Genomic DNA, 19,120 nt, shown 5'->3' on the forward strand with positions numbered 1-19,120 from the left:
GGCGCTTTCGCATTTGATTTTCTTTGGTCAGGAAATGATGATGTCTGGATATCGCAAGGGTACGAAGGTTCGCTGGAAATGGGGCAACGGAACCGGCGAAGGAAAAATCGTCGAGACGTTTACTGATGATGTCGAAAAAACGATTTCCGGTTCCACGATAAAGCGCAAGGCCAGCAAGGACGAACCCGCTTATCTTATCGAGCAGGAAGATGGGGCGAAGGTTCTGAAGAGCAAGTCCGAGCTTGAACACGTCGATTGAAAAGCGCCGTTATCAGGCGCCATGAGAAGGGACGTCGATGGCCTACGATCCGATGCGGGTTTTCCGCAAACTCGCGCGCAACAACCGGCTGGCTAATTTAAGGCTGCATCAGGCTTGTCTTCAGCTGTTGCAGGAGGAATTCGTGGCCGCTCGCGTCAGCTTCTTTCCAACCCTTCGGGCGACCCTGAACCACATCTACACCGTTGACCTGTTTTATATCGACGCTGTCAAAGGCGGGACGCTCGGCCTTGCCGCTTTTGAAGAGGAAGAGCCTTTCGCCACCATGGCGGAGCTGCATGCTGCCCAAGCGAAACTGGACGAAGAACTGATCGATTTTGTCGACATGCTGGATGAAGACGGCCTCGCTGCCATCGTCAATATTCATCGTGGAACACGCATCCAGCAGGATCGCTGCGATGATGTGTTGTCCCATCTCTTCCAGCATCAGACGCATCATCGCGGGCAGGTGCATGCCATGTTGTCCGGCACCATGATCAAGCCGCCACAACTGGATGAATTCATTGTGGGAGACGACGCAAAGGCGAGAAAAGTCGAGATGGATGCGTTAGGGTGGACGGAAACCGATTTGATGTTTCCAGCCAGCAGGTTCAGTTAATGACGCAAAACACCACGGTGCAGGACACCCGTATCCGCATGAAATTCAAGCCGAAACGCATTTTCCAGATGCGCGTTGCGGGGCTGGCGTTTCGGGATGGCCACGTGTTGGTGCACCGCGCGTCCCATGAGAAATTCTGGACCTTTCCAGGTGGCCGCGCCGAAATGGGCGAGCGTTCCGAAGAAACGCTGGCGCGCGAAATGGTCGAGGAACTTGGCGTCGAAGCGAAGGTCGGGCGGCTTCTATGGGCGGTCGAGAATTTTTTCCATTATGAGGGTAAGGACTGGCACGAACTCGGTTTCTATTACCTGATGGATTTGCCGGAGACCCTTGCCTTTCACCCCACGGATATCATTCACCGCGTTCAGGATGGCGATAACGAGCTTGAGTTTCGCTGGGTCGCTGCCACCCGTCATGCATTGACCGAACTCGATATTCCGCCCTATTTCATCGCGGATGAAATAGAACACCTGCCTGAGACCACACGACACCTTGTCTGGTATGACGGCGACCTGGACGCCAAATGACTTCTGCCCCTGAGCGCCATATGATCCGGCTGGACCGCAAGCCGCAGCTGTTCAGCATGCGTGTGGCGGCGTTGATTTTCCACGACAACTATCTTCTCGTCCAGCGTGGCGCCAAGGATAGCTATTGGGCCCTGCCGGGCGGGCGGGCGGAAATCGGTGAAAGCTCAGAGCAGACCATCATCCGCGAGATCGGCGAGGAGCTCGACCGGGATTGCGCCGTCGAGCGTCTTCTCTGGTCGGCGGAGAATTTTTTTGCCTATGATGATTATGCCGCGCATGAACTGGCATTTTATTATCTGGTTTCGCTGCGCCAGCCTTTGCCGTTCCATGAAAGCGATATAGTGCATCGCGTGCTGGATGGCGTCGAGGTGGAGTTCCGCTGGCTGCCCGCGCAGCCTTCCGCGCTGGTGGAACACGATCTCAGACCCCGTTTCATTGCTGAGCGCATCGAGATGCTGCCTCAGCGCCACGAGCATCTTATCGTCCGCGAGGGTCGTTCAGGTGCGGCCGAACTTTCCAAGGAGATATCATGAGCGAGCTTGTGGTTTCGCTTTCCGGCGAACTCATCGAACATGGGCACCGCCTGACGCAGCGGGTCTATTATGAGGACACGGATTTTTCCGGCCTCGTTTATCACGCGCGCTATCTGCATTTTCTCGAGCGCGGTCGAACCGACTACCTGCGTTGCCTCGGCTGCGAGCAAAGCGCACTCCTGACCGCCGACGAGGAGGGTCTCGTTTTCGTCGTCCATCGTATGGAGATCGATTTCAAGAGCCCGGCCCGGATGGATGATGTGTTGACGATCACCACCCTTACCGAAAAGGCCGGGGGCGCAAAAATGGTGCTCAATCAGGAAATCCGGCGCGGCGAAACTCTGCTTGTTGCCGCCAAGGTCATCATCGCCGTCATCAATGCCAATGGCCGGCCAAGGCGCCTTCCGGAGACGGTGGCCGAAAAATTCCTGAAGTAAGTTCGGGGCTGGTCCAGTAAATCCATCAGACGTGGCGCGGTTGTAACACTCCTTTAACCATAATGGTGTCTTACTTTAGCAACTGGCATTTGTGCGGCGCACGCCTTCCTTTCACCAAATTTATTGGCAAGTAAGGCTTACTGGCAAGTATCGGGGTATGGCAAAGGGGTTTGCGGCTGTTGCTGCATAGCTTCGAGCGTTAACACGCGTTTGAATCGCCCGGTCCCGTACCGGGCGTTTGGATTCGGGGATTGGATATTTATGGAACAGGCAGGTTTGGCAGCGGCGACGCACGATGTAAGTCTCTGGGCGCTGTTTATGCAGGCGGGCCTCATCGTGAAGTTCGTGATGATTGGACTTATCGCCGCCTCGGTCTGGACGTGGGCGATCGTCTTCGACAAATACGTAAGCTTCGGCAAGGCAAAGCGCCAGTTCGACCAGTTCGAACAGGTTTTCTGGTCTGGCCAGTCGCTCGAAGAGCTTTACCGCACTCTGGCAGAACGCCAGAATGTTGGTCTCGCGGCAATTTTCGTTTCCGCCATGCGGGAGTGGAAGAAATCATTTGAACGCGGCGCCCGTTCACCCATCGGTCTGCAAATGCGTATCGACCGGGCAATGGACGTGACGATTGCTCGTGAAGGCGAACAATACGAGGCCCGCCTCGGTTCGTTGGCGACGATCGGTTCTGCCGGTCCGTTCATCGGCCTCTTCGGTACGGTCGTTGGTATCATGACCTCGTTCCAGGCGATTGCCGGTTCGAAGTCCACCAACCTTGCGGTCGTGGCGCCGGGTATCGCCGAAGCGCTTCTGGCAACGGCCATCGGTCTTGTCGCGGCTATTCCGGCGGTTATCGCCTACAACAAGTTCACGGCCGACGCGCACAAGCTTTCCGCTCGTATGGAAGGTTTCGCCGACGAGTTCTCCGCGATCTTGTCGCGCCAGATCGATGAAAAACTTCAGACGCGGCAGGCAGCCCAATAAGCGCGCCGCGCAGTAATTTGCCGCAAGGCAAAATGGAGTAGATGTTATGGGTATGTCAGCAGGTGGCAGCAGCGGCGGTTCCGGTGGACGCCGTGGGCGCGGCGGACGTCGCAGGGGCGGCGCGATCAGCGAAATCAACGTGACGCCACTGGTTGACGTCATGCTTGTGCTGCTCATCATTTTCATGGTGGCCGCACCGATGATGACGGTCGGCGTTCCGATCGACCTGCCGCAGACATCTGCCAACGCGCTGAATTCGGATACGCAGCCGATCACGATTTCCGTCAATGCCAATGGCCAGATCCATTTGCAGGAAACGGAAATCCAGGCGGCCGAGGTGGCCGACAAGCTGCAGGCAATCGCCACGACAGGTTATAACGAACGCATCTTCGTGCGCGCGGATTCCGTTGCCGCCTATGGCGTCGTCGCCGACGTGATGGCGCGTATCCAGGCAGCGGGCTTCAAGAATATCGGCCTTGTGACCCAGCAGAAACAGGATAATTGACGTCAGCGATGAAGGGCAGCCTTACCACATCCGCGATCGTGCACGCATCGCTTCTGGCTTTCGCCCTCGTTTCCCTGGGCTCGCCGGAGCCTCTTGACGTGTCGCAGGCTGAGGCACTGCCTGTGGAGCTGGTGCCAATCGAGGAATTGAGCCAGATCCAGCAAGGCGACAAGAACGCGCCGAAGGCGGAAAAGTCGGCCCCGGTTCCGACTACACGTCCGGATATCGTTCCGAACGCTCAGAATGTCGGCAACAACGTGGCCGATATAGAAGCGCCGCCGACGCCTACTACAAAGCCGAACGACAATATCAGTGCGGCCGCTCCGCCAAAGCAGGAAAAGCCGCAGCCGGTTGTCGACACCAAGGCGAATGAGGTGAAGGAAATCGTCAAGGAAGAGACCTCGGCTCCGAAGCCGCAGGAAATGGCCGCCTTGCCGCAGACCAAGCCCGAGATCGCGCCGCAACCGAAGACGGAGCCGCCGCCGCAGGAAACGAAAGCGGAAGAGCCGCCCCCGGTGCAACAGGAACCGGCCGAAATTCCCGTGCCGCCGAATGTGCCGCGCCCGAATTCCCGCCCGGAGCCGCCGAAGCCGGAAGTGCCGAAACAGGCTGAGACCAAACCTGCCGAGCAGAAGCCCGCTGAGAAGCCTGCAGAGACCAAGCCCGATCAGGCAAAGTCCACGGACAAGCCTTCCGACAAGAAGCCGGGTGAGAAAAAGCAGGAAACGGCGAAATCCGCTTCGTCGAAGGAAAGCGATTTTAACGCTGACGATGTTGCCGCGCTTTTGAACAAGCAGGCGCCCTCCGGCGGTGGTGCAAAGCGCTCCACCCAGCAGGCATCGCTTGGCGGCAAAAAGACCACGGGCGGTTCGACGCTCAGCCAGACGGAAATGGATGCGCTGCGCGGCGCAATCCAGAAAAACTGGCAGATCATTCCCGGCATGGCGGATGCCTCGGACGTTCGCGTTCGGGTCACCATGAAGCTTGACCGTGATGGATCCATAATCGGCCGACCCGAGATCGAAGCAACGGGTGGTTCCGAGGGAACGCGTCGCGCCCTTTCCGGTGGTGCCTATCGCGCCATCATGCGTTCTGCTCCGTTCACGAACCTTCCTGCCGACAAATATGATGCATGGAACGAAGTCGTAGTGAATTTCGATCCCAGTGAATTGCTATGAATGCTGAAAGGCCTGGCAACATGAAGATATTTTCGCCGATCCGGCTGGTGCTCGCTGTCGCGGCCCTTATGTCGGTTTTCTCCGCACCGGCTTTTGCGCGGGTGGAAATCAACATCAACAAGGGCAACGTCGAACCCTTGCCCATCGCCATCACCGACTTCATCTCGGGTGACGGCATCGGCGCGCAGGTATCGGCCGTAATTGCTGCCGATCTGCAGCGTTCCGGCCTGTTTGCGCCAGTCAACAAGAGTGCCTTCATCGAAAAAATCGCCAACCCGGATCAGCAGCCGCGTTTTGAGGACTGGAAGGTTATCAACGCGCAGGCACTCGTAACGGGCCGCGTGACGCGTGAAAGCGATGGCCGTCTGCGTGCGGAGTTCCGCCTTTGGGATACTTTCGCAGGCCAGCAGATGACCGGGCAGCAGTTCTTCACGCAGCCGGAAAACTGGCGCCGTGTCGCCCACATCATCGCGGACGCCATTTATGAGCGCGTCACCGGTGAAAAGGGTTACTTCGATACCCGCGTCGTTTTCGTCTCCGAAAGCGGCCCGAAGACAGCCCGCAAGCGTCAGCTGTCGATCATGGACCAGGACGGCTTCAACGTCCGTAACCTCACCAATTCGAACGACATCGTTCTGACGCCGCGTTTTTCGCCGAACCGTCAGGAAGTCACCTACATGTCGTTTGAAGGCCAGCAGCCGCGCGTTTACCTGCTGCAGCTGGAGACCGGACAGCGCGAAGTGGTCGGTAATTTCCCCGGCATGACATTCTCGCCGCGCTTCTCGCCGGATGGCCAGAAGGTCATCATGAGCCTTCAGCAGGATGGTAACGCGAATATCTACACCATGGACCTGCGCTCACGAACCACGACGCGCCTGACGAACACGTCCGCGATCGATACTGCACCGTCATTCTCCCCGGATGGGCAACGTGTTGCCTTTGAAAGCGACCGTGGCGGCCGTCAGCAAATTTACGTAATGAATGCCGATGGTTCAGGACAGCAGCGTATTTCGTTCGGCGACGGGTCGTATTCTACGCCGGTCTGGTCGCCACGCGGCGATCTGATCGCCTTCACCAAACAATCGGGCGGCAAGTTCTCGATTGGCGTGATGAAAACCGACGGTTCGGGTGAGCGCATTCTGACCAGCGGCTTTCATAATGAAGGCCCAACATGGGCGCCGAACGGCCGTGTGCTGATGTTCTTCCGCCAGAACGCTGGTGCTGGCGGTCCGCAGCTCTATTCGATCGACTTGACCGGCTACAACGAACAGCTGATCAAGACTCCCACCTTCGCTTCGGACCCGGCCTGGTCGCCGCTTCTGGACTGATATGGACTGCCATGACGGCGCTGGCCCAACCGGCGCCGTCATGTTTTTACACATGCCGTACGGGAAACTGCCTCTTTCTTGCCGCAAAGTGTTGTGAGGGAGCAAAAAAGTGGGACGTTTCCTTTCTGTTAACCATAAGCGTTTGTCGGCTATTAACCTCGATCCGTTAGTGTCTGGCAACGTTATTGCAATCCCAAGGAGAGACCGGCGATGAGCCGTACACACACTTCGGCACTCAGCCCGATGCAGAAACTGGCCCGTAATCCGGCTGTTATCGCCATGACGCTCGCTCTTGCTCTCGCAGGCTGCGCGAACAAGAAGAACATGCCGAACAGCGCCGGTGAGCTTGGTCTCGGCGGTGCGGGCTCTGCGACGCCCGGCTCCCAGCAGGACTTCACGGTTAATGTTGGCGACCGCATCTTCTTTGATACGGACTCGACGTCCATCCGTGCAGACGCGCAGCAGACGCTGCAGCGCCAGGCACAGTGGCTTGCCCGTTACCCGAAATACGCCATCACCGTCGAAGGCCATGCCGACGAGCGCGGTACGCGTGAATACAACCTGGCGCTCGGCGCCCGTCGTGCCGCTGCAACCCGTGACTTCCTGGCGTCCCAGGGCGTTCCGGCAAGCCGCATGAAGACGATCTCCTACGGCAAGGAAAAGCCGGTCGCCGTTTGCGATGACATTTCCTGCTGGTCGCAGAACCGCCGCGCTGTGACGGTTCTCGGTGGCGCAGGCATGTAATCGCCTGACGCTTTTGTGATCTCGAATGGAAGGCGGTCTATGGGCCGCCTTTCGTTTTTTTCATAGTTTGGCCGAAGTTAAGTTGCTTTTTCGGTTGATATGGAAAAAATCCGGCTTGCGCCATTCCGGTGCAAATCAGTTAAGGCAGGGCAAATGAGATGAAGAAACTTGTCGTGGCGGGAATGCTGGGGCTTGCAGCCTGCACCGGCTTGAGCGGCACAGCCGTTTCGGGTCCGCTGTTCGGTGCGGGGGGTAGCTTCGGCACGATCAACTCTCAGCAGGTCCCAATTGTGCGGGTTCAGGCCAATGAAGCCTATAAGGTTCAGCAGCTTGAAGAACAGATCCGGCAGCTCAACGGCCGTATCGAAGAAATGAGCTTCCAGCTTTTGCAGATGCAGGAAACGATCCGCAAGGCGCAGGAAGACAATGAATTCCGCTTCCAGGAACTGGAAGGCGGCAAAGGCGCGAGTACCACCGCGCCGAAAAAGAAGGCGGAGGCCACTCCGGCCGCTCCGCCGAGCGACGACGTTGCAACGATCATCGAAACGCCACCTCAGGGTGGCGCTTCCGTTTCGCCGTCCTCTTCCGCGAACGCGCCGACGAGTGCACCGGGAGAGACGACGCTTGGCTCCATCGAGCTTGATTCCAAGGGCATGCCGATCGGTGGCTCATTGAACCAGGGTGCCAACAATTCTTCCGGTAGTCTTCCGGGCGTTACCACCGGCAACGGTTCGCGCAAGACCGATCCGGTCAACACCGCAGCACTCACCAGCGAGGGCGATATCTATCAGGCTGCTTACGGTCATGTTCTTTCCGGCGATTACAAGCTTGCGGAGCAGGGGTTCCAGCAATATCTCCAGGGTTACCCGAAGGGCAGCAAGGCCGCCGATGCCAGCTTCTGGCTGGGCGAGGCACAATATTCGCAGGGCAAGTTCAACGAGGCCGCAAAAACTTTCCTGAACGGCCATCAGACCTATGGAAAGTCCCCGAAAGCGCCGGAAATGCTGATGAAGCTCGGCATGTCGCTTGCAGCTCTGGACAACACCGAAACCGCCTGCGCCACGCTGCGCGAAGTGCCGAAGCGTTATCCCAGTGCTTCAAAGACTGTGCTGAACAAGGTTGCCAGCGAACAGAAGCGGCTGAGCTGCTGATCTTGCTCCTGCCATGGCGGCGGTCTTTCCATGCCGGTTGATGTCCGCATTTTGAACGAAAAGACGGTTGCGCCGCTCGCTGCGGCAAGGTCCTTTGTCGAAAATCTTCGCAAACCCGTCCATATTCTCATCGCAATCTCCGGCGGTAGCGATTCCACCGGTCTGTTGCTGGCAATGCATGAGGCGAGGGCGGAGGCAGACCCCGACCGGGTGCAGCTTTCCGCCGTCACGGTTGACCATGCCCTAAGGGCGGAATCCGCTGATGAGGCTGACAAGGTCTCCCTGCTCTGCGCGGAACTCGGTATCCCGCATACCGTGCGCCGATGGGATGACCCCAAACCCGCTTCCGGCATTTCCGAAGCCTCTCGTCTTGCCCGATATACTCTGATCGCCGACGTTGCGAGCGACATTGGCGCTGATCTCGTCGTGACGGGGCATACTCTTGGCGACCAGCGGGAAACCGTGGCGATGCGTGCCGCCAGAAGCGGCAGCAGCGAAAATCTCGGCCTCGCCGGCATGGCGGATGCTGTGTTATACGGTGGACGCCACTGGATCATGCGGCCGTTCCTGGCCTGTGAAAGACAGGAGATCCGCGATTTCGTATCATCTCGCTCGCGTGGCTGGTTTGACGACCCGAGTAATGACAACGCGCGCTACGAGCGGGTTCGTGTGCGGCAGTCGCTTTCCGACTCTTCGCCGCCGTTTGATGCGCAGGCCGCTGTTAAACGACATGCATACTCCGAGAAAACCGCCTTTTTTCTCCAACAAAACGTAGAAGTCTTTCACGCCACGCTCGCCAGATTGTCGGTTGAAGGCCTGATGCCCGATCTTCCCGAATTTCGGCACGGGCTAGCGGTGCTCATCGCTAATCTCGGTGGAAGGGCCTATTTCCCGGCGGCCAGCAGCATGGATCGGGTGTTGCAGTTTCTAAAAACCGGCGAGAACGGACGGATAACGGTTGGCCGCGTTCTTCTCGATCGCCGAAAGGACGGGCTTTATCTTTTCCGCGAGCATCGGAATATGCCGGAACTGCAAGTCGAGGCTGGTGGGCAGGGCCTCTGGGACGATCGTTTCCTTGTGAAAAACACATCGGCTTTTCCGGTCAATATTGCGGCGGGCAGGACGGGTGGCATTGTGGATGCGGCAGCGCTTTTTCCAGCGGTGCCGCCAGGGATTGCAAAACAGGCGATGGCGATCCTGCCGCAAATTGCCACGTTGGTTCCCCCTCGAGCCTCTCCGGAAGGCGCCATCAGTATCGTGCCGAGGCTTGCCCCCTTCGATCTTTTTCTGCCGCGCTTCGACCTTGAGTTGGCGAATGCCATCGCGGTTTTATTCGGCCGTGCGGCCTATCCACAGCCGCCGGTTTAAATCCGGCCTCTTTTTCGTGAATTGCCTTGGAATAGTTTTTACACCAAAACGCATCAGATAACGCCCTTTGCCTTGGCAACGGCAGATGTCGTCCTTATGTTAGGGTCGAGTAATAGCGGGCAGCAAACATGTCCGTGTGAGTTCGGGGAGTTCGATGAACCCAAATTTCAGAAATTTCGCCTTGTGGGCCGTGATTGCCCTCTTGCTGATCGCTTTGTTCAGCATGTTCCAGACTTCGCCGACGCAAACGGGTTCGCGGGAAATTCCGTATTCCCAGTTTCTCCGCGATGTGGATTCCGGGCGAGTTCGCGACGTGACCGTCACCGGTAACCGGGTTCTCGGAACCTATACCGAAAACGGCACCGCCTTTCAGACCTATTCCCCAGTAATCGACGACAGCTTGATGGAGCGCTTGCAGAGCAAGAACGTCACCATCGTCGCGCGTCCCGAGAGCGACGGTTCTTCCGGTTTTTTGAGCTATCTCGGCACGCTTTTGCCGATGTTCCTCATCCTCGGCGTCTGGCTGTTCTTCATGCGGCAGATGCAGGGTGGTTCGCGCGGCGCGATGGGCTTTGGCAAGTCAAAGGCGAAGCTTTTGACGGAAGCGCACGGCCGCGTGACGTTTGACGACGTCGCAGGTGTGGACGAAGCCAAGCAGGACCTTGAGGAAATCGTGGAATTCCTGCGCGATCCGCAGAAGTTCCAGCGACTCGGCGGCAAGATCCCGCGCGGCGTGCTGCTGGTCGGCCCTCCAGGTACTGGTAAGACGCTACTGGCGCGCTCCGTCGCGGGTGAAGCTAATGTGCCGTTCTTCACCATTTCCGGTTCTGACTTTGTGGAAATGTTCGTCGGCGTCGGCGCAAGCCGCGTGCGTGACATGTTCGAGCAGGCCAAGAAGAATGCGCCGTGCATCATCTTCATCGACGAAATCGACGCTGTCGGTCGTCATCGCGGCGCCGGTCTTGGCGGTGGCAATGACGAACGCGAACAGACGCTGAACCAGCTGCTGGTCGAGATGGACGGCTTCGAGGCAAATGAAGGCATTATCCTCATCGCCGCCACCAACCGTCCGGACGTTCTCGATCCCGCACTTCTGCGTCCTGGCCGTTTCGACCGTCAGGTCGTCGTGCCGAACCCGGATATCGTCGGCCGTGAGCGCATTCTCAAGGTTCACGTTCGCAACGTGCCGCTGGCTCCGAATGTCGATCTCAAGGTTCTGGCCCGTGGCACCCCCGGTTTCTCGGGCGCTGACTTGATGAACCTCGTCAACGAAGCCGCCCTGATGGCTGCTCGCCGTAACAAGCGCGTGGTTACCATGCAGGAGTTCGAGGACGCCAAGGACAAGATCATGATGGGTGCGGAACGCCGCTCCTCCGCCATGACCGAAGCGGAAAAGAAACTGACCGCTTACCACGAGGCGGGGCATGCGATTACCGCGCTGAAGGTTGCTTTGGCTGATCCGCTGCACAAGGCGACAATTATTCCGCGTGGCCGTGCACTCGGCATGGTCATGCAGTTGCCTGAAGGTGACCGCTACTCCATGAGTTACAAATGGATGGTGTCGCGTCTGGTGATCATGATGGGTGGCCGCGTTGCCGAGGAGTTGACCTTCGGCAAGGAAAACATCACCTCCGGCGCATCTTCGGATATCGAGCAGGCCACCAAGCTTGCCCGCGCCATGGTAACGCAATGGGGCTTCTCCGACGCTCTCGGCCAGGTCGCCTATGGTGAAAACCAGCAGGAGGTCTTCCTTGGCCATTCCGTCTCGCAGTCCAAGAATGTCTCCGAGGCAACGGCTCAGACGATCGACACCGAAGTCCGCCGTCTGATCGACGAGGCCTATACAGAGGCACGTCGTATCCTGACGGACAATCACGACGGGTTCGTTGCTATTGCCGAGGGTCTTCTGGAATACGAAACCCTCACGGGCGACGAGATCAAGGCTTTGCTGAGGGGCGAGAAGCCGGCACGCGATCTGGGTGACGATTCTCCTGGCAGCCGCGGCTCGGCTGTTCCGAAAGCAGGCACCAAGAAGGACGGCCCAAGCGAAGTCAAGGGTGACGGCGAAGCCAAGGGCGACGGCGAGGCTGAAGGCGGCATGGAGCCACAGCCGCACTGATTGCGTGGCCAAGACGACTATTGAAAAAGGCCATCCGGTTTTCCGGGTGGCCTTTTCAGTTTGGTAACAAGATATAAGCCATTTTTGCTGTAATTTACGTGCTGTTTATCGTGGTTTGTGGCATTTAGCCAAAAACGCTTCCGGTAGTTTTATGCTATGCCGGAATGCCCGAAAGATTTGGAGTTCAAATGGCACGCCGTTATTTCGGAACCGATGGTATCCGCGGACAATCGAACGTCTTCCCCATGACGCCGGATCTGGCGATGCGTGTGGGCATTGCGGTCGGAACGATCTTCCGCCGGGGCCATCATCGCCATCGTGTCGTGATCGGCAAGGATACCCGGCTTTCGGGCTACATGCTGGAAAACGCGCTGGTCGCAGGTTTCACCGCGGCCGGCCTTGATGTCTTCCTGCTCGGGCCCATTCCAACCCCCGCTGTTGCCATGCTGACCCGCTCGCTGCGGGCCGATATCGGCGTAATGATCTCGGCGTCGCACAACCCATTTTCCGATAATGGAATCAAGCTTTTCGGACCCGACGGATACAAGCTTTCCGACGAGCTTGAGCTGGAAATCGAAGATCTTCTCGACAAGGATCTCTATGCCCAGCTCGCCAAGCCGAGCGAGATCGGACGCGCCAAGCGCGTGGATGGCGATATCTACCGCTATATCGAATTCGTCAAACGTACCCTGCCGCGTGATGTGACGCTGAGCGGGCTCAGGATTGCCATCGACTGTGCCAATGGCGCTGCCTACAAGGTGGCTCCCGCAGCGCTCTGGGAACTGGGCGCCGAAGTCGTTACCATCGGCAACGAGCCGAACGGCATCAATATCAATCTCGAATGCGGCTCCACCCACCCGGAAGCCCTGCAGAAAAAGGTGCATGAGGTGCGGGCCGATATCGGCATCGCGCTCGATGGCGATGCGGACCGTGTCATCATCGTCGACGAACGCGGCGAGATCGTCGATGGCGACCAGCTCATGGCGGTGATTGCCGACAGCTGGGCTTCCGACAATACCCTGCGTGGTGGCGGCATCGTCGCAACCGTGATGTCCAATCTCGGTCTTGAGCGTTTCCTTGGCGACAAGGGTCTCACCCTTGCCCGCACCAAGGTGGGCGACCGTTATGTTGTCGAACATATGCGCAACCACAATTTCAACGTCGGCGGTGAGCAGTCCGGCCACATCGTCTTGTCGGATTATGGCACGACCGGCGATGGGCTGGTGGCAGCTTTGCAGGTTCTCGCCAAGGTCAAACGTTCGGGCCTCACCGTCAGCGAGGTTTGCCGCAAGTTCGAGCCGGTGCCGCAGCTTTTGAAGAACGTCCGTATTTCCGGCGGCAAGCCATTGGAAAATCCGATTGTGCAGCAGGCGATCGCCGATGCGGAAAGCGCATTGGCCAATAATGGCCGCCTCGTTATCCGCCCCTCCGGTACGGAGCCTTTGATCCGCGTCATGGCGGAGGGCGACGATAGTGCGAAGGTGGAGCAGATCGTCAACGACCTCGTCGGCGTTATCACCAATGCCCGCTCGGCTGCATAAATTGCGCCACCAAATGTGAAAAGAAAAAGCCGGCTTTCGAGTCGGCTTTTTCTTTGAGTATTGCCTAATAAATATAGTGAATGATCGTGGTTAATCGGGACTTAACCATTTTACGCCAATCTCCGTGACTGAACAGTTCACTGGCATTTGCTGCCGCAACGGCAGGTGCCTCTTCTGGAGTGGAAGTCATGAAAAACGCTTTGGCCGGCATTCTGGCCGTTCTGATGACCGGCACGAGCGCCTTCGCTGCCGATCTTTATCAAGCTGAACCTGCGCCTGCCTATGTCGAGGCACCCGAAGTGCAGATCACGCAGGCAAGTGGTTGGTATCTGCGCGGCGACGTCGGTTATTCCTTCAACAAGCTTCGCGGCGCCAACTATTATCAGGGTGGACCGGGTGGTTATCTCGCCGATTTCGATACGGCTAATGTCAAGGATAGCTACATCGTCGGCGCCGGTGTCGGTTATCAGTTCAACAACTATTTCCGCAGTGACGTAACCTTCGATTACATGGGTAAATCGGATTTCCGCGGGTCTACCATCGGCGGCTGTGGTTCCGTGCCCGGTCCCTGCGTTTCAGCGGATCTCAGCTCGCTTAGAGCATACACGCTGATGGCAAACGCCTATGTCGATCTTGGTACCTATGGCCGCATCACGCCTTATGTTGGCGGCGGTATCGGCGGCTCCTACGTCAAATGGGATAAGCTGCGCAATACTTCGTGCAGCACCAACGGAATTGGCTGCGACCCGACCACCGAACATGGCGGCAGAGGCAAGTGGCGCTTCGCCTATGCCCTGATGGCCGGTGCATCGATCGATGTTACCTGTAATCTGAAGGCAGATGTCGGTTATCGCTTCCGCCAGATCAACAAGGGCGACATGTTCGATTTTGCGAATGGTGGCGGTCCTGGCCGCGACAAGGGTCTGTATTCGCATGAGGTTCGCGTCGGTGGCCGTTATGTCTTTAACGGCTGCGATACCGCGCAATACATGCCGCCTGCCGATATTCCGCTGCAGCCTGCCGTTTATAAATAAACGTCACGCCCGACTGTTAGCTTCAAGCCGCTCGCATCCTCCTCCGGTGCGGGCGGTTTTTGTTTTCAGCGGTATCCAGTTCGTCGCATGACGCATATGGACTAAAATTCTCATGCGTAGCGACATATTCCGCTTGACGGAGGCCGGTGAGAGGAATAGCAACGGCGTCAGGACACCTCTCCCTAACGAGAGGCGCCTATCTGAAAGGGTAGTCAAATGACAGATATAGTGAAGCCGGACCTCCGTCCGGGCAATACGCATTTTTCTTCTGGTCCCTGCTCGAAGCGCCCCGGTTGGTCGCTAGATGCTCTCTCCGATGCACCGCTCGGTCGCTCGCATCGCGCCAAGGTTGGCAAAGCCAAGCTGAAGCAGGCCATCGATCTCACCCGTGAAATTCTCAATGTTCCCGCCGATTATCGCATCGGTATTGTTCCCGCGTCTGACACCGGCGCCGTTGAAATGGCCCTTTGGTCGCTGCTCGGTGAACGCGGTGTCGATATGCTTGCCTGGGAAAGCTTCGGTGCCGGCTGGGTTACCGATGTCGTCAAGCAGCTGAAGCTGAAGGACGTACGCAAGTTGGAGGCCGATTACGGCCTGCTGCCGAACCTGGCAGAAGTCGATTTCGACCGCGATGTGGTTTTCACCTGGAACGGCACCACCTCCGGTGTCCGCGTTCCCAATGCCGATTTCATTCCTGCTGACCGCAAGGGTCTGACGATCTGCGATGCCACTTCGGCGGCCTTCGCGCAGGATATGGACTTTGCAAAGCTCGACGTCGTCACCTTCTCCTGGCAGAAGGTTCTGGGCGGCGAGGGTGGCCACGGCGTCATCATTCTTTCGCCGCGCGCTGTCGAGCGTCTGCTGAGCTACGCGCCGGCATGGCCGCTGCCGAAAATCTTCCGCATGGTCTCCGGCGGCAAGCTCATCGAAGGCATCTTCACTGGCGAAACCATCAACACCCCGTCCATGCTCTGCGTTGAGGATTATATCGACGCGCTGCTGTGGGCGAAGAATCTTGGTGGCCTGAAGGCGCTGATTGGCCGTGCTGATGCCAATGCCAAGGTCATCTACGACTTTATCGAGAAGAACGACTGGATCGCCAACCTGGCCGTCAAGCCGGAAACCCGCTCCAACACCTCCGTCTGCCTGAAGATCGTCGATCCCGACGTACAGGCGCTGGATGCTGCTGCGCAGGCGGATTTCGCCAAGGGCATCGTTGCCCTGCTTGAAAAGGAAAATGTCGCCCTCGATATCGGCGCTTACCGTGACGCACCGTCCGGTCTGCGCATCTGGGCCGGCGCAACCATCGAGACGGCCGATATGGAAGCCGTCATGCCCTGGCTCGCCTGGGCCTACCAGACGCAGAAGGCAACACTTTCCAAGGTTGCCGCCTGATTTTGATACCGGCCCTGCGTTGATGCAGGGCCGCCGATTTCCCGCTTTTAAAACTGCACCGTTTTTCAAGGAGCCCCTGAACCATGGCACCTCGCGTACTCGTATCCGACGAACTGTCGGAAACCGCCGTCCAGATTTTCCGTGATCGTGGCGTCGAAGTCGATTTCCAGCCGAAACTCGGCAAGGACAAGGACAAGCTGGCTGAAATCATCGGCAACTACGATGGTCTTGCCATTCGTTCCGCCACGAAGGCGACCGAAAAGCTGATCGAAGCGGCGACCAATCTCAAGGTCATCGGCCGCGCCGGTATCGGCGTCGATAACGTCGATATCCCGGCCGCTTCGCGCCGCGGTATCATCGTCATGAACACGCCGTTCGGCAACTCTATCACCACTGCCGAACATGCGATTGCGCTGATGTTCGCCGTCGCGCGTCAGCTTCCGGCTGCCGATAGCTCCACGCAGGCGGGTAAGTGGGAAAAGTCGAAATTCATGGGTGTCGAAATCACCGGCAAGACGCTCGGTGTCATCGGTGCCGGCAACATCGGCTCCATCGTCTGCTCGCGCGCACTTGGCCTGAAGATGCACGTTCTGGCCTACGATCCCTTCCTGTCGCCGGAGCGCGCGCAGGAAATGGGCGTGACGAAGGTTGAGCTGGACGAGCTGTTGGCGCAGGCCGATTTCATCACCCTGCATGTGCCGATGACCGACAAGACACGCGGCATCCTCAATGCCGAAAACCTTGCCAAGACCAAGAAGGGCGTGCGTATCGTCAATTGCGCCCGTGGCGGTCTGGTGGATGAGGCGGCTCTTGCCGACGCCATCAAGTCCGGCCATGTCGCCGGTGCAGGCTTTGACGTTTTCGAAGTCGAGCCCGCCACCGAAAGCCCGCTTTTTGGTCTTCCCAATGTCGTCTGCACGCCGCATCTCGGCGCTTCGACCACGGAAGCACAGGAAAACGTTGCGCTTCAGGTTGCCGAGCAGATGTCGGATTATCTGGTCAAGGGTGCCGTCTCCAACGCCATCAACATGCCATCGATCACGGCGGAAGAAGCACCGCGCCTGAAGCCCTTCATCCGTCTGGCGGATGTCCTCGGCTCCTTCGTCGGTCAGGTGCAGGAAAGCGCCACCAAGGAAATCGAAATCCTTTATGATGGTGCAACCGCCAACATGAACACCAAGGCGCTGACCAGCGCGTTGCTGGCGGGCCTTATCCGCAGCCAGGTTGCGGATGTGAACATGGTTTCCGCGCCTGTTATGATCAAGGAAAAGGGTGTTATCCTGTCCGAGGTCAAGCGTGACAAGACCGGCGTTTACGACGGTTACATCAAGTTGACGGTCAAGACTGAAAACCAGGTTCGCTCGGTTGCTGGTACGGTGTTCTCGGATGGCAAGCCGCGCTTCATCCAGATCAAGAACATTAACATGGATGCGGATGTTGGATCGCACATGATCTACATCACCAACACCGACGTTCCCGGCATGATCGGCTTCATGGGCACCACGCTTGGTGAGGCTGGCGTCAACATTGCCAACTTCCAGCTCGGTCGTGAAAAGGAAGGCGGCGACGCCATCGCGCTTCTTTATGTCGATGGTCCGGTTTCCGAAGACGTGCTGGACAAGCTGCGCGCCAACCCGGCAATCCGCCAGGTCAGGCCGCTGACATTCAACATCGACTGATACCTATCGTTCCTCCCAAGGGGACAATAAGGGCCGGTGCAGGGGAAACCCTGTGCCGGTTTTTTTGTTTCTGAACCGCCGGTTTCACCGAAATGTGTGCGTGTTTCTCTCTTTGGTTGCATATCACGAAAAATTTAAGGCGGGCATACTAAAAATGATGATCATGAGTTGCTATATCGCGTTCTGATATGCCGCTCATGGGAGGGTGGCCAACAGGAGATAGTGATGTTTGCTGCCTTTCGGCGCTTCAAAGGTTTGTTCGCAGTCGCCGCGCTTGGTATCGCGGTATCTTTCGTAGCCGTCGATATGGCGGAAGCACGCCGTGCGAGCGGCGGTTTCGGTAGCCGCGGCACAAGGACTTTTTCCGCGCCGCCGTCGACCAGCACCGCCCCCGGCCAGACCGCGCCGATCAACCGCAGCATGACTCCTAACACCCAGCAAAACCAGGCGACGCCCGGTGCTGCACAGCCGGCGCGTCCCGGTGCGCAGGCACCGCAGCAGAGCCGTGGCCTGTTTGGCGGCATGATGGGTGGCTTGATGGGCGGACTGCTGATGGGTGGCCTGTTCGGCATGCTCATGGGCGGCGGTTTCGGCGGTATGGCCGGTTTCTTCGGTATGTTGCTGCAGGTGGCGCTGATTGGCCTTCTGGTCATGTTCGCCATGCGCTTCTTCGCATCGCGCCGTCAGGGCCAGCCGGCTTTCGGTGGCGCAGGCGGATCGCAGCGCACGGATCATTCCGGCTCCTCCTTTAACGGCGGCCCGCAGGCAGGTCCTTCCGCATCCTCGTTCAAGATTCCGAAGATCGGCGCGCTTGCAGGTGCTGCAGGCGGCGCAGCCGCGGCCACTGCCGCAACCGCAAAGCCGGTGGCACATGCCAATGCAATGTCCGAAGGTGACGAAATTGGCATTACCCAGAGCGATCTCGAAGTCTTCCAGAAAATGCTGCAGGATGTTCAGGCTGCCTATGGGGCTGAAGATTACGGCACGTTGCGCAAGCTGACGACGCCGGAAGCCATGTCCTATCTTGCTGAGGAACTGAGCGACAACGCGACGAGCGGCGTGAAAAACGACGTGCGCGACGTAACGCTGCTGCAGGGCGACGTTGCCGAAGCCTGGCACGAAGAGGGCCAGGACTATGCAACGGTAGCCATGCGCTACTCTGCCATCGACATTATGCGCGACCGCACCTCCGGCAAGGTGATCGAAGGGGACGAGCAGCATCCGTCCGAAGCGGTGGAAATGTGGACCTTCGTGCGCCGTGGCGGTAACGACAACTGGCAGGTCGCCGCCATTCAGGCCGCTGCCTGAGACGACGCGTAGTCTTGTCTGAATGAAATAGCCCGGAGGTTTTACCAACCTCCGGGCTTCTGCGTGCCGCGATGCGTGATGCCTCGACATTGTCTTTCGTCGATAATTCAGTGATCGCGGTGGCAGATCGCAACTCTCCAAAAAAATGATTGATAAATCTAACGGGTGATATCTGTATCGTCCCGCGAGTGGTTGTCCGCGTTTTCCCTGCCATGCAGGGGTTTGCGCCCTCTTCGTCGAGGTGTGGCGCTGGCGCATAGCTCTTTTGCTCCACGGAATTGCCGTTTTTCATTCATCCGGTGTTCAGTCCGCGCATCCTAACCAGCATGCGTACACGTCAATGTTACTTTTCGCGCCGGTTCTAAACCGCTTTGGGAAGGGAACCACAGGCGCAAAACAGCGTTGACAATCCAATTC

At 58.0% G+C, this 19,120-nt stretch carries 18 protein-coding genes; all 18 read left to right on the forward strand.

The genetic code is table 11. The features are described from left to right. Window positions 1-40: 40 nt before the first annotated feature. The 18 genes from ACZ5A6_RS15135 to ACZ5A6_RS15220 all read left to right on the forward strand — a co-directional run bounded on the left by ACZ5A6_RS15135 (window position 41) and on the right by ACZ5A6_RS15220 (window position 18,703). Window positions 41-259: a hypervirulence associated TUDOR domain-containing protein gene (locus ACZ5A6_RS15135; RefSeq protein ID WP_075807662.1), complete on the forward strand. Its 219-nt coding sequence runs from the start codon at window positions 41-43 to the stop codon at window positions 257-259. Between the two features lie 37 nt (window positions 260-296). Next, window positions 297-875, forward strand: coding sequence for a DinB family protein (locus ACZ5A6_RS15140; protein WP_142851197.1), 579 nt, complete (start codon window positions 297-299; stop codon window positions 873-875). Further along, on the forward strand, window positions 875-1,402 hold the full coding sequence (locus ACZ5A6_RS15145) for an NUDIX hydrolase (RefSeq protein WP_142851196.1): 528 nt from the start codon (window positions 875-877) through the stop codon (window positions 1,400-1,402). The genes ACZ5A6_RS15140 and ACZ5A6_RS15145 overlap by 1 nt, the downstream gene beginning before the upstream one ends. Then, window positions 1,399-1,935, forward strand: a complete 537-nt coding sequence (locus ACZ5A6_RS15150) for an NUDIX hydrolase (RefSeq protein WP_065662464.1) — start codon at window positions 1,399-1,401, stop codon at window positions 1,933-1,935. Before ACZ5A6_RS15145 ends, ACZ5A6_RS15150 begins: the two co-directional genes overlap by 4 nt. Further along, window positions 1,932-2,372 carry a tol-pal system-associated acyl-CoA thioesterase gene (gene ybgC, locus ACZ5A6_RS15155; protein WP_003511391.1) on the forward strand — a complete coding sequence of 147 codons (441 nt, stop codon included), beginning with the start codon at window positions 1,932-1,934 and terminating at the stop codon, window positions 2,370-2,372. Before ACZ5A6_RS15150 ends, ybgC begins: the two co-directional genes overlap by 4 nt. 261 nt (window positions 2,373-2,633) lie before the next feature. Then, the gene (gene tolQ, locus ACZ5A6_RS15160) at window positions 2,634-3,353 is read left to right on the forward strand and encodes a protein TolQ (protein WP_003511390.1); all 720 of its coding nucleotides are present in this window, start codon (window positions 2,634-2,636) and stop codon (window positions 3,351-3,353) included. A 46-nt stretch (window positions 3,354-3,399) separates the two neighbouring features. Then, complete coding sequence (gene tolR, locus ACZ5A6_RS15165) at window positions 3,400-3,858, forward strand: protein TolR (RefSeq protein WP_003511389.1); 459 nt, start codon at window positions 3,400-3,402, stop codon at window positions 3,856-3,858. Window positions 3,859-3,866: 8 nt separating this feature from the next. After that, window positions 3,867-5,036: a hypothetical protein gene (locus ACZ5A6_RS15170; protein WP_013761817.1), complete on the forward strand. Its 1,170-nt coding sequence runs from the start codon at window positions 3,867-3,869 to the stop codon at window positions 5,034-5,036. A gap of 20 nt (window positions 5,037-5,056) precedes the next feature. After that, the gene (gene tolB / locus ACZ5A6_RS15175) at window positions 5,057-6,364 is read left to right on the forward strand and encodes a Tol-Pal system beta propeller repeat protein TolB (RefSeq protein ID WP_003511387.1); all 1,308 of its coding nucleotides are present in this window, start codon (window positions 5,057-5,059) and stop codon (window positions 6,362-6,364) included. Window positions 6,365-6,574: 210 nt separating this feature from the next. After that, window positions 6,575-7,108, forward strand: a complete 534-nt coding sequence (pal, locus tag ACZ5A6_RS15180) for a peptidoglycan-associated lipoprotein Pal (protein WP_003511386.1) — start codon at window positions 6,575-6,577, stop codon at window positions 7,106-7,108. Between the two features lie 158 nt (window positions 7,109-7,266). Then, on the forward strand, window positions 7,267-8,259 hold the full coding sequence (ybgF, locus tag ACZ5A6_RS15185; RefSeq protein WP_464111085.1) for a tol-pal system protein YbgF: 993 nt from the start codon (window positions 7,267-7,269) through the stop codon (window positions 8,257-8,259). Window positions 8,260-8,289: 30 nt separating this feature from the next. After that, a complete protein-coding gene (tilS, locus tag ACZ5A6_RS15190; protein WP_464111086.1) occupies window positions 8,290-9,627 on the forward strand; it encodes a tRNA lysidine(34) synthetase TilS in 1,338 nt (445 codons plus the stop codon). 154 nt (window positions 9,628-9,781) lie between these two features. After that, window positions 9,782-11,746: an ATP-dependent zinc metalloprotease FtsH gene (gene ftsH, locus ACZ5A6_RS15195; protein ID WP_013761814.1), complete on the forward strand. Its 1,965-nt coding sequence runs from the start codon at window positions 9,782-9,784 to the stop codon at window positions 11,744-11,746. A gap of 188 nt (window positions 11,747-11,934) precedes the next feature. Further along, window positions 11,935-13,287, forward strand: coding sequence for a phosphoglucosamine mutase (glmM, locus tag ACZ5A6_RS15200; RefSeq protein ID WP_003511381.1), 1,353 nt, complete (start codon window positions 11,935-11,937; stop codon window positions 13,285-13,287). A gap of 188 nt (window positions 13,288-13,475) precedes the next feature. After that, window positions 13,476-14,321, forward strand: a complete 846-nt coding sequence (locus tag ACZ5A6_RS15205) for an outer membrane protein (RefSeq protein ID WP_112291860.1) — start codon at window positions 13,476-13,478, stop codon at window positions 14,319-14,321. A gap of 216 nt (window positions 14,322-14,537) precedes the next feature. Then, window positions 14,538-15,716 (forward strand): phosphoserine transaminase, encoded by a 1,179-nt coding sequence (locus ACZ5A6_RS15210; RefSeq protein ID WP_065660478.1) that lies wholly within the window; start codon window positions 14,538-14,540, stop codon window positions 15,714-15,716. Between the two features lie 83 nt (window positions 15,717-15,799). Continuing rightward, window positions 15,800-17,395 (forward strand): phosphoglycerate dehydrogenase, encoded by a 1,596-nt coding sequence (gene serA / locus ACZ5A6_RS15215; RefSeq protein ID WP_003511378.1) that lies wholly within the window; start codon window positions 15,800-15,802, stop codon window positions 17,393-17,395. Window positions 17,396-17,620: 225 nt separating this feature from the next. Continuing rightward, window positions 17,621-18,703 carry a Tim44 domain-containing protein gene (locus tag ACZ5A6_RS15220; RefSeq protein ID WP_003511377.1) on the forward strand — a complete coding sequence of 361 codons (1,083 nt, stop codon included), beginning with the start codon at window positions 17,621-17,623 and terminating at the stop codon, window positions 18,701-18,703. Window positions 18,704-19,120 lie beyond the last annotated feature (417 nt).

It is taken from the genome of Agrobacterium sp. 6Ca8 (assembly GCF_055382765.1).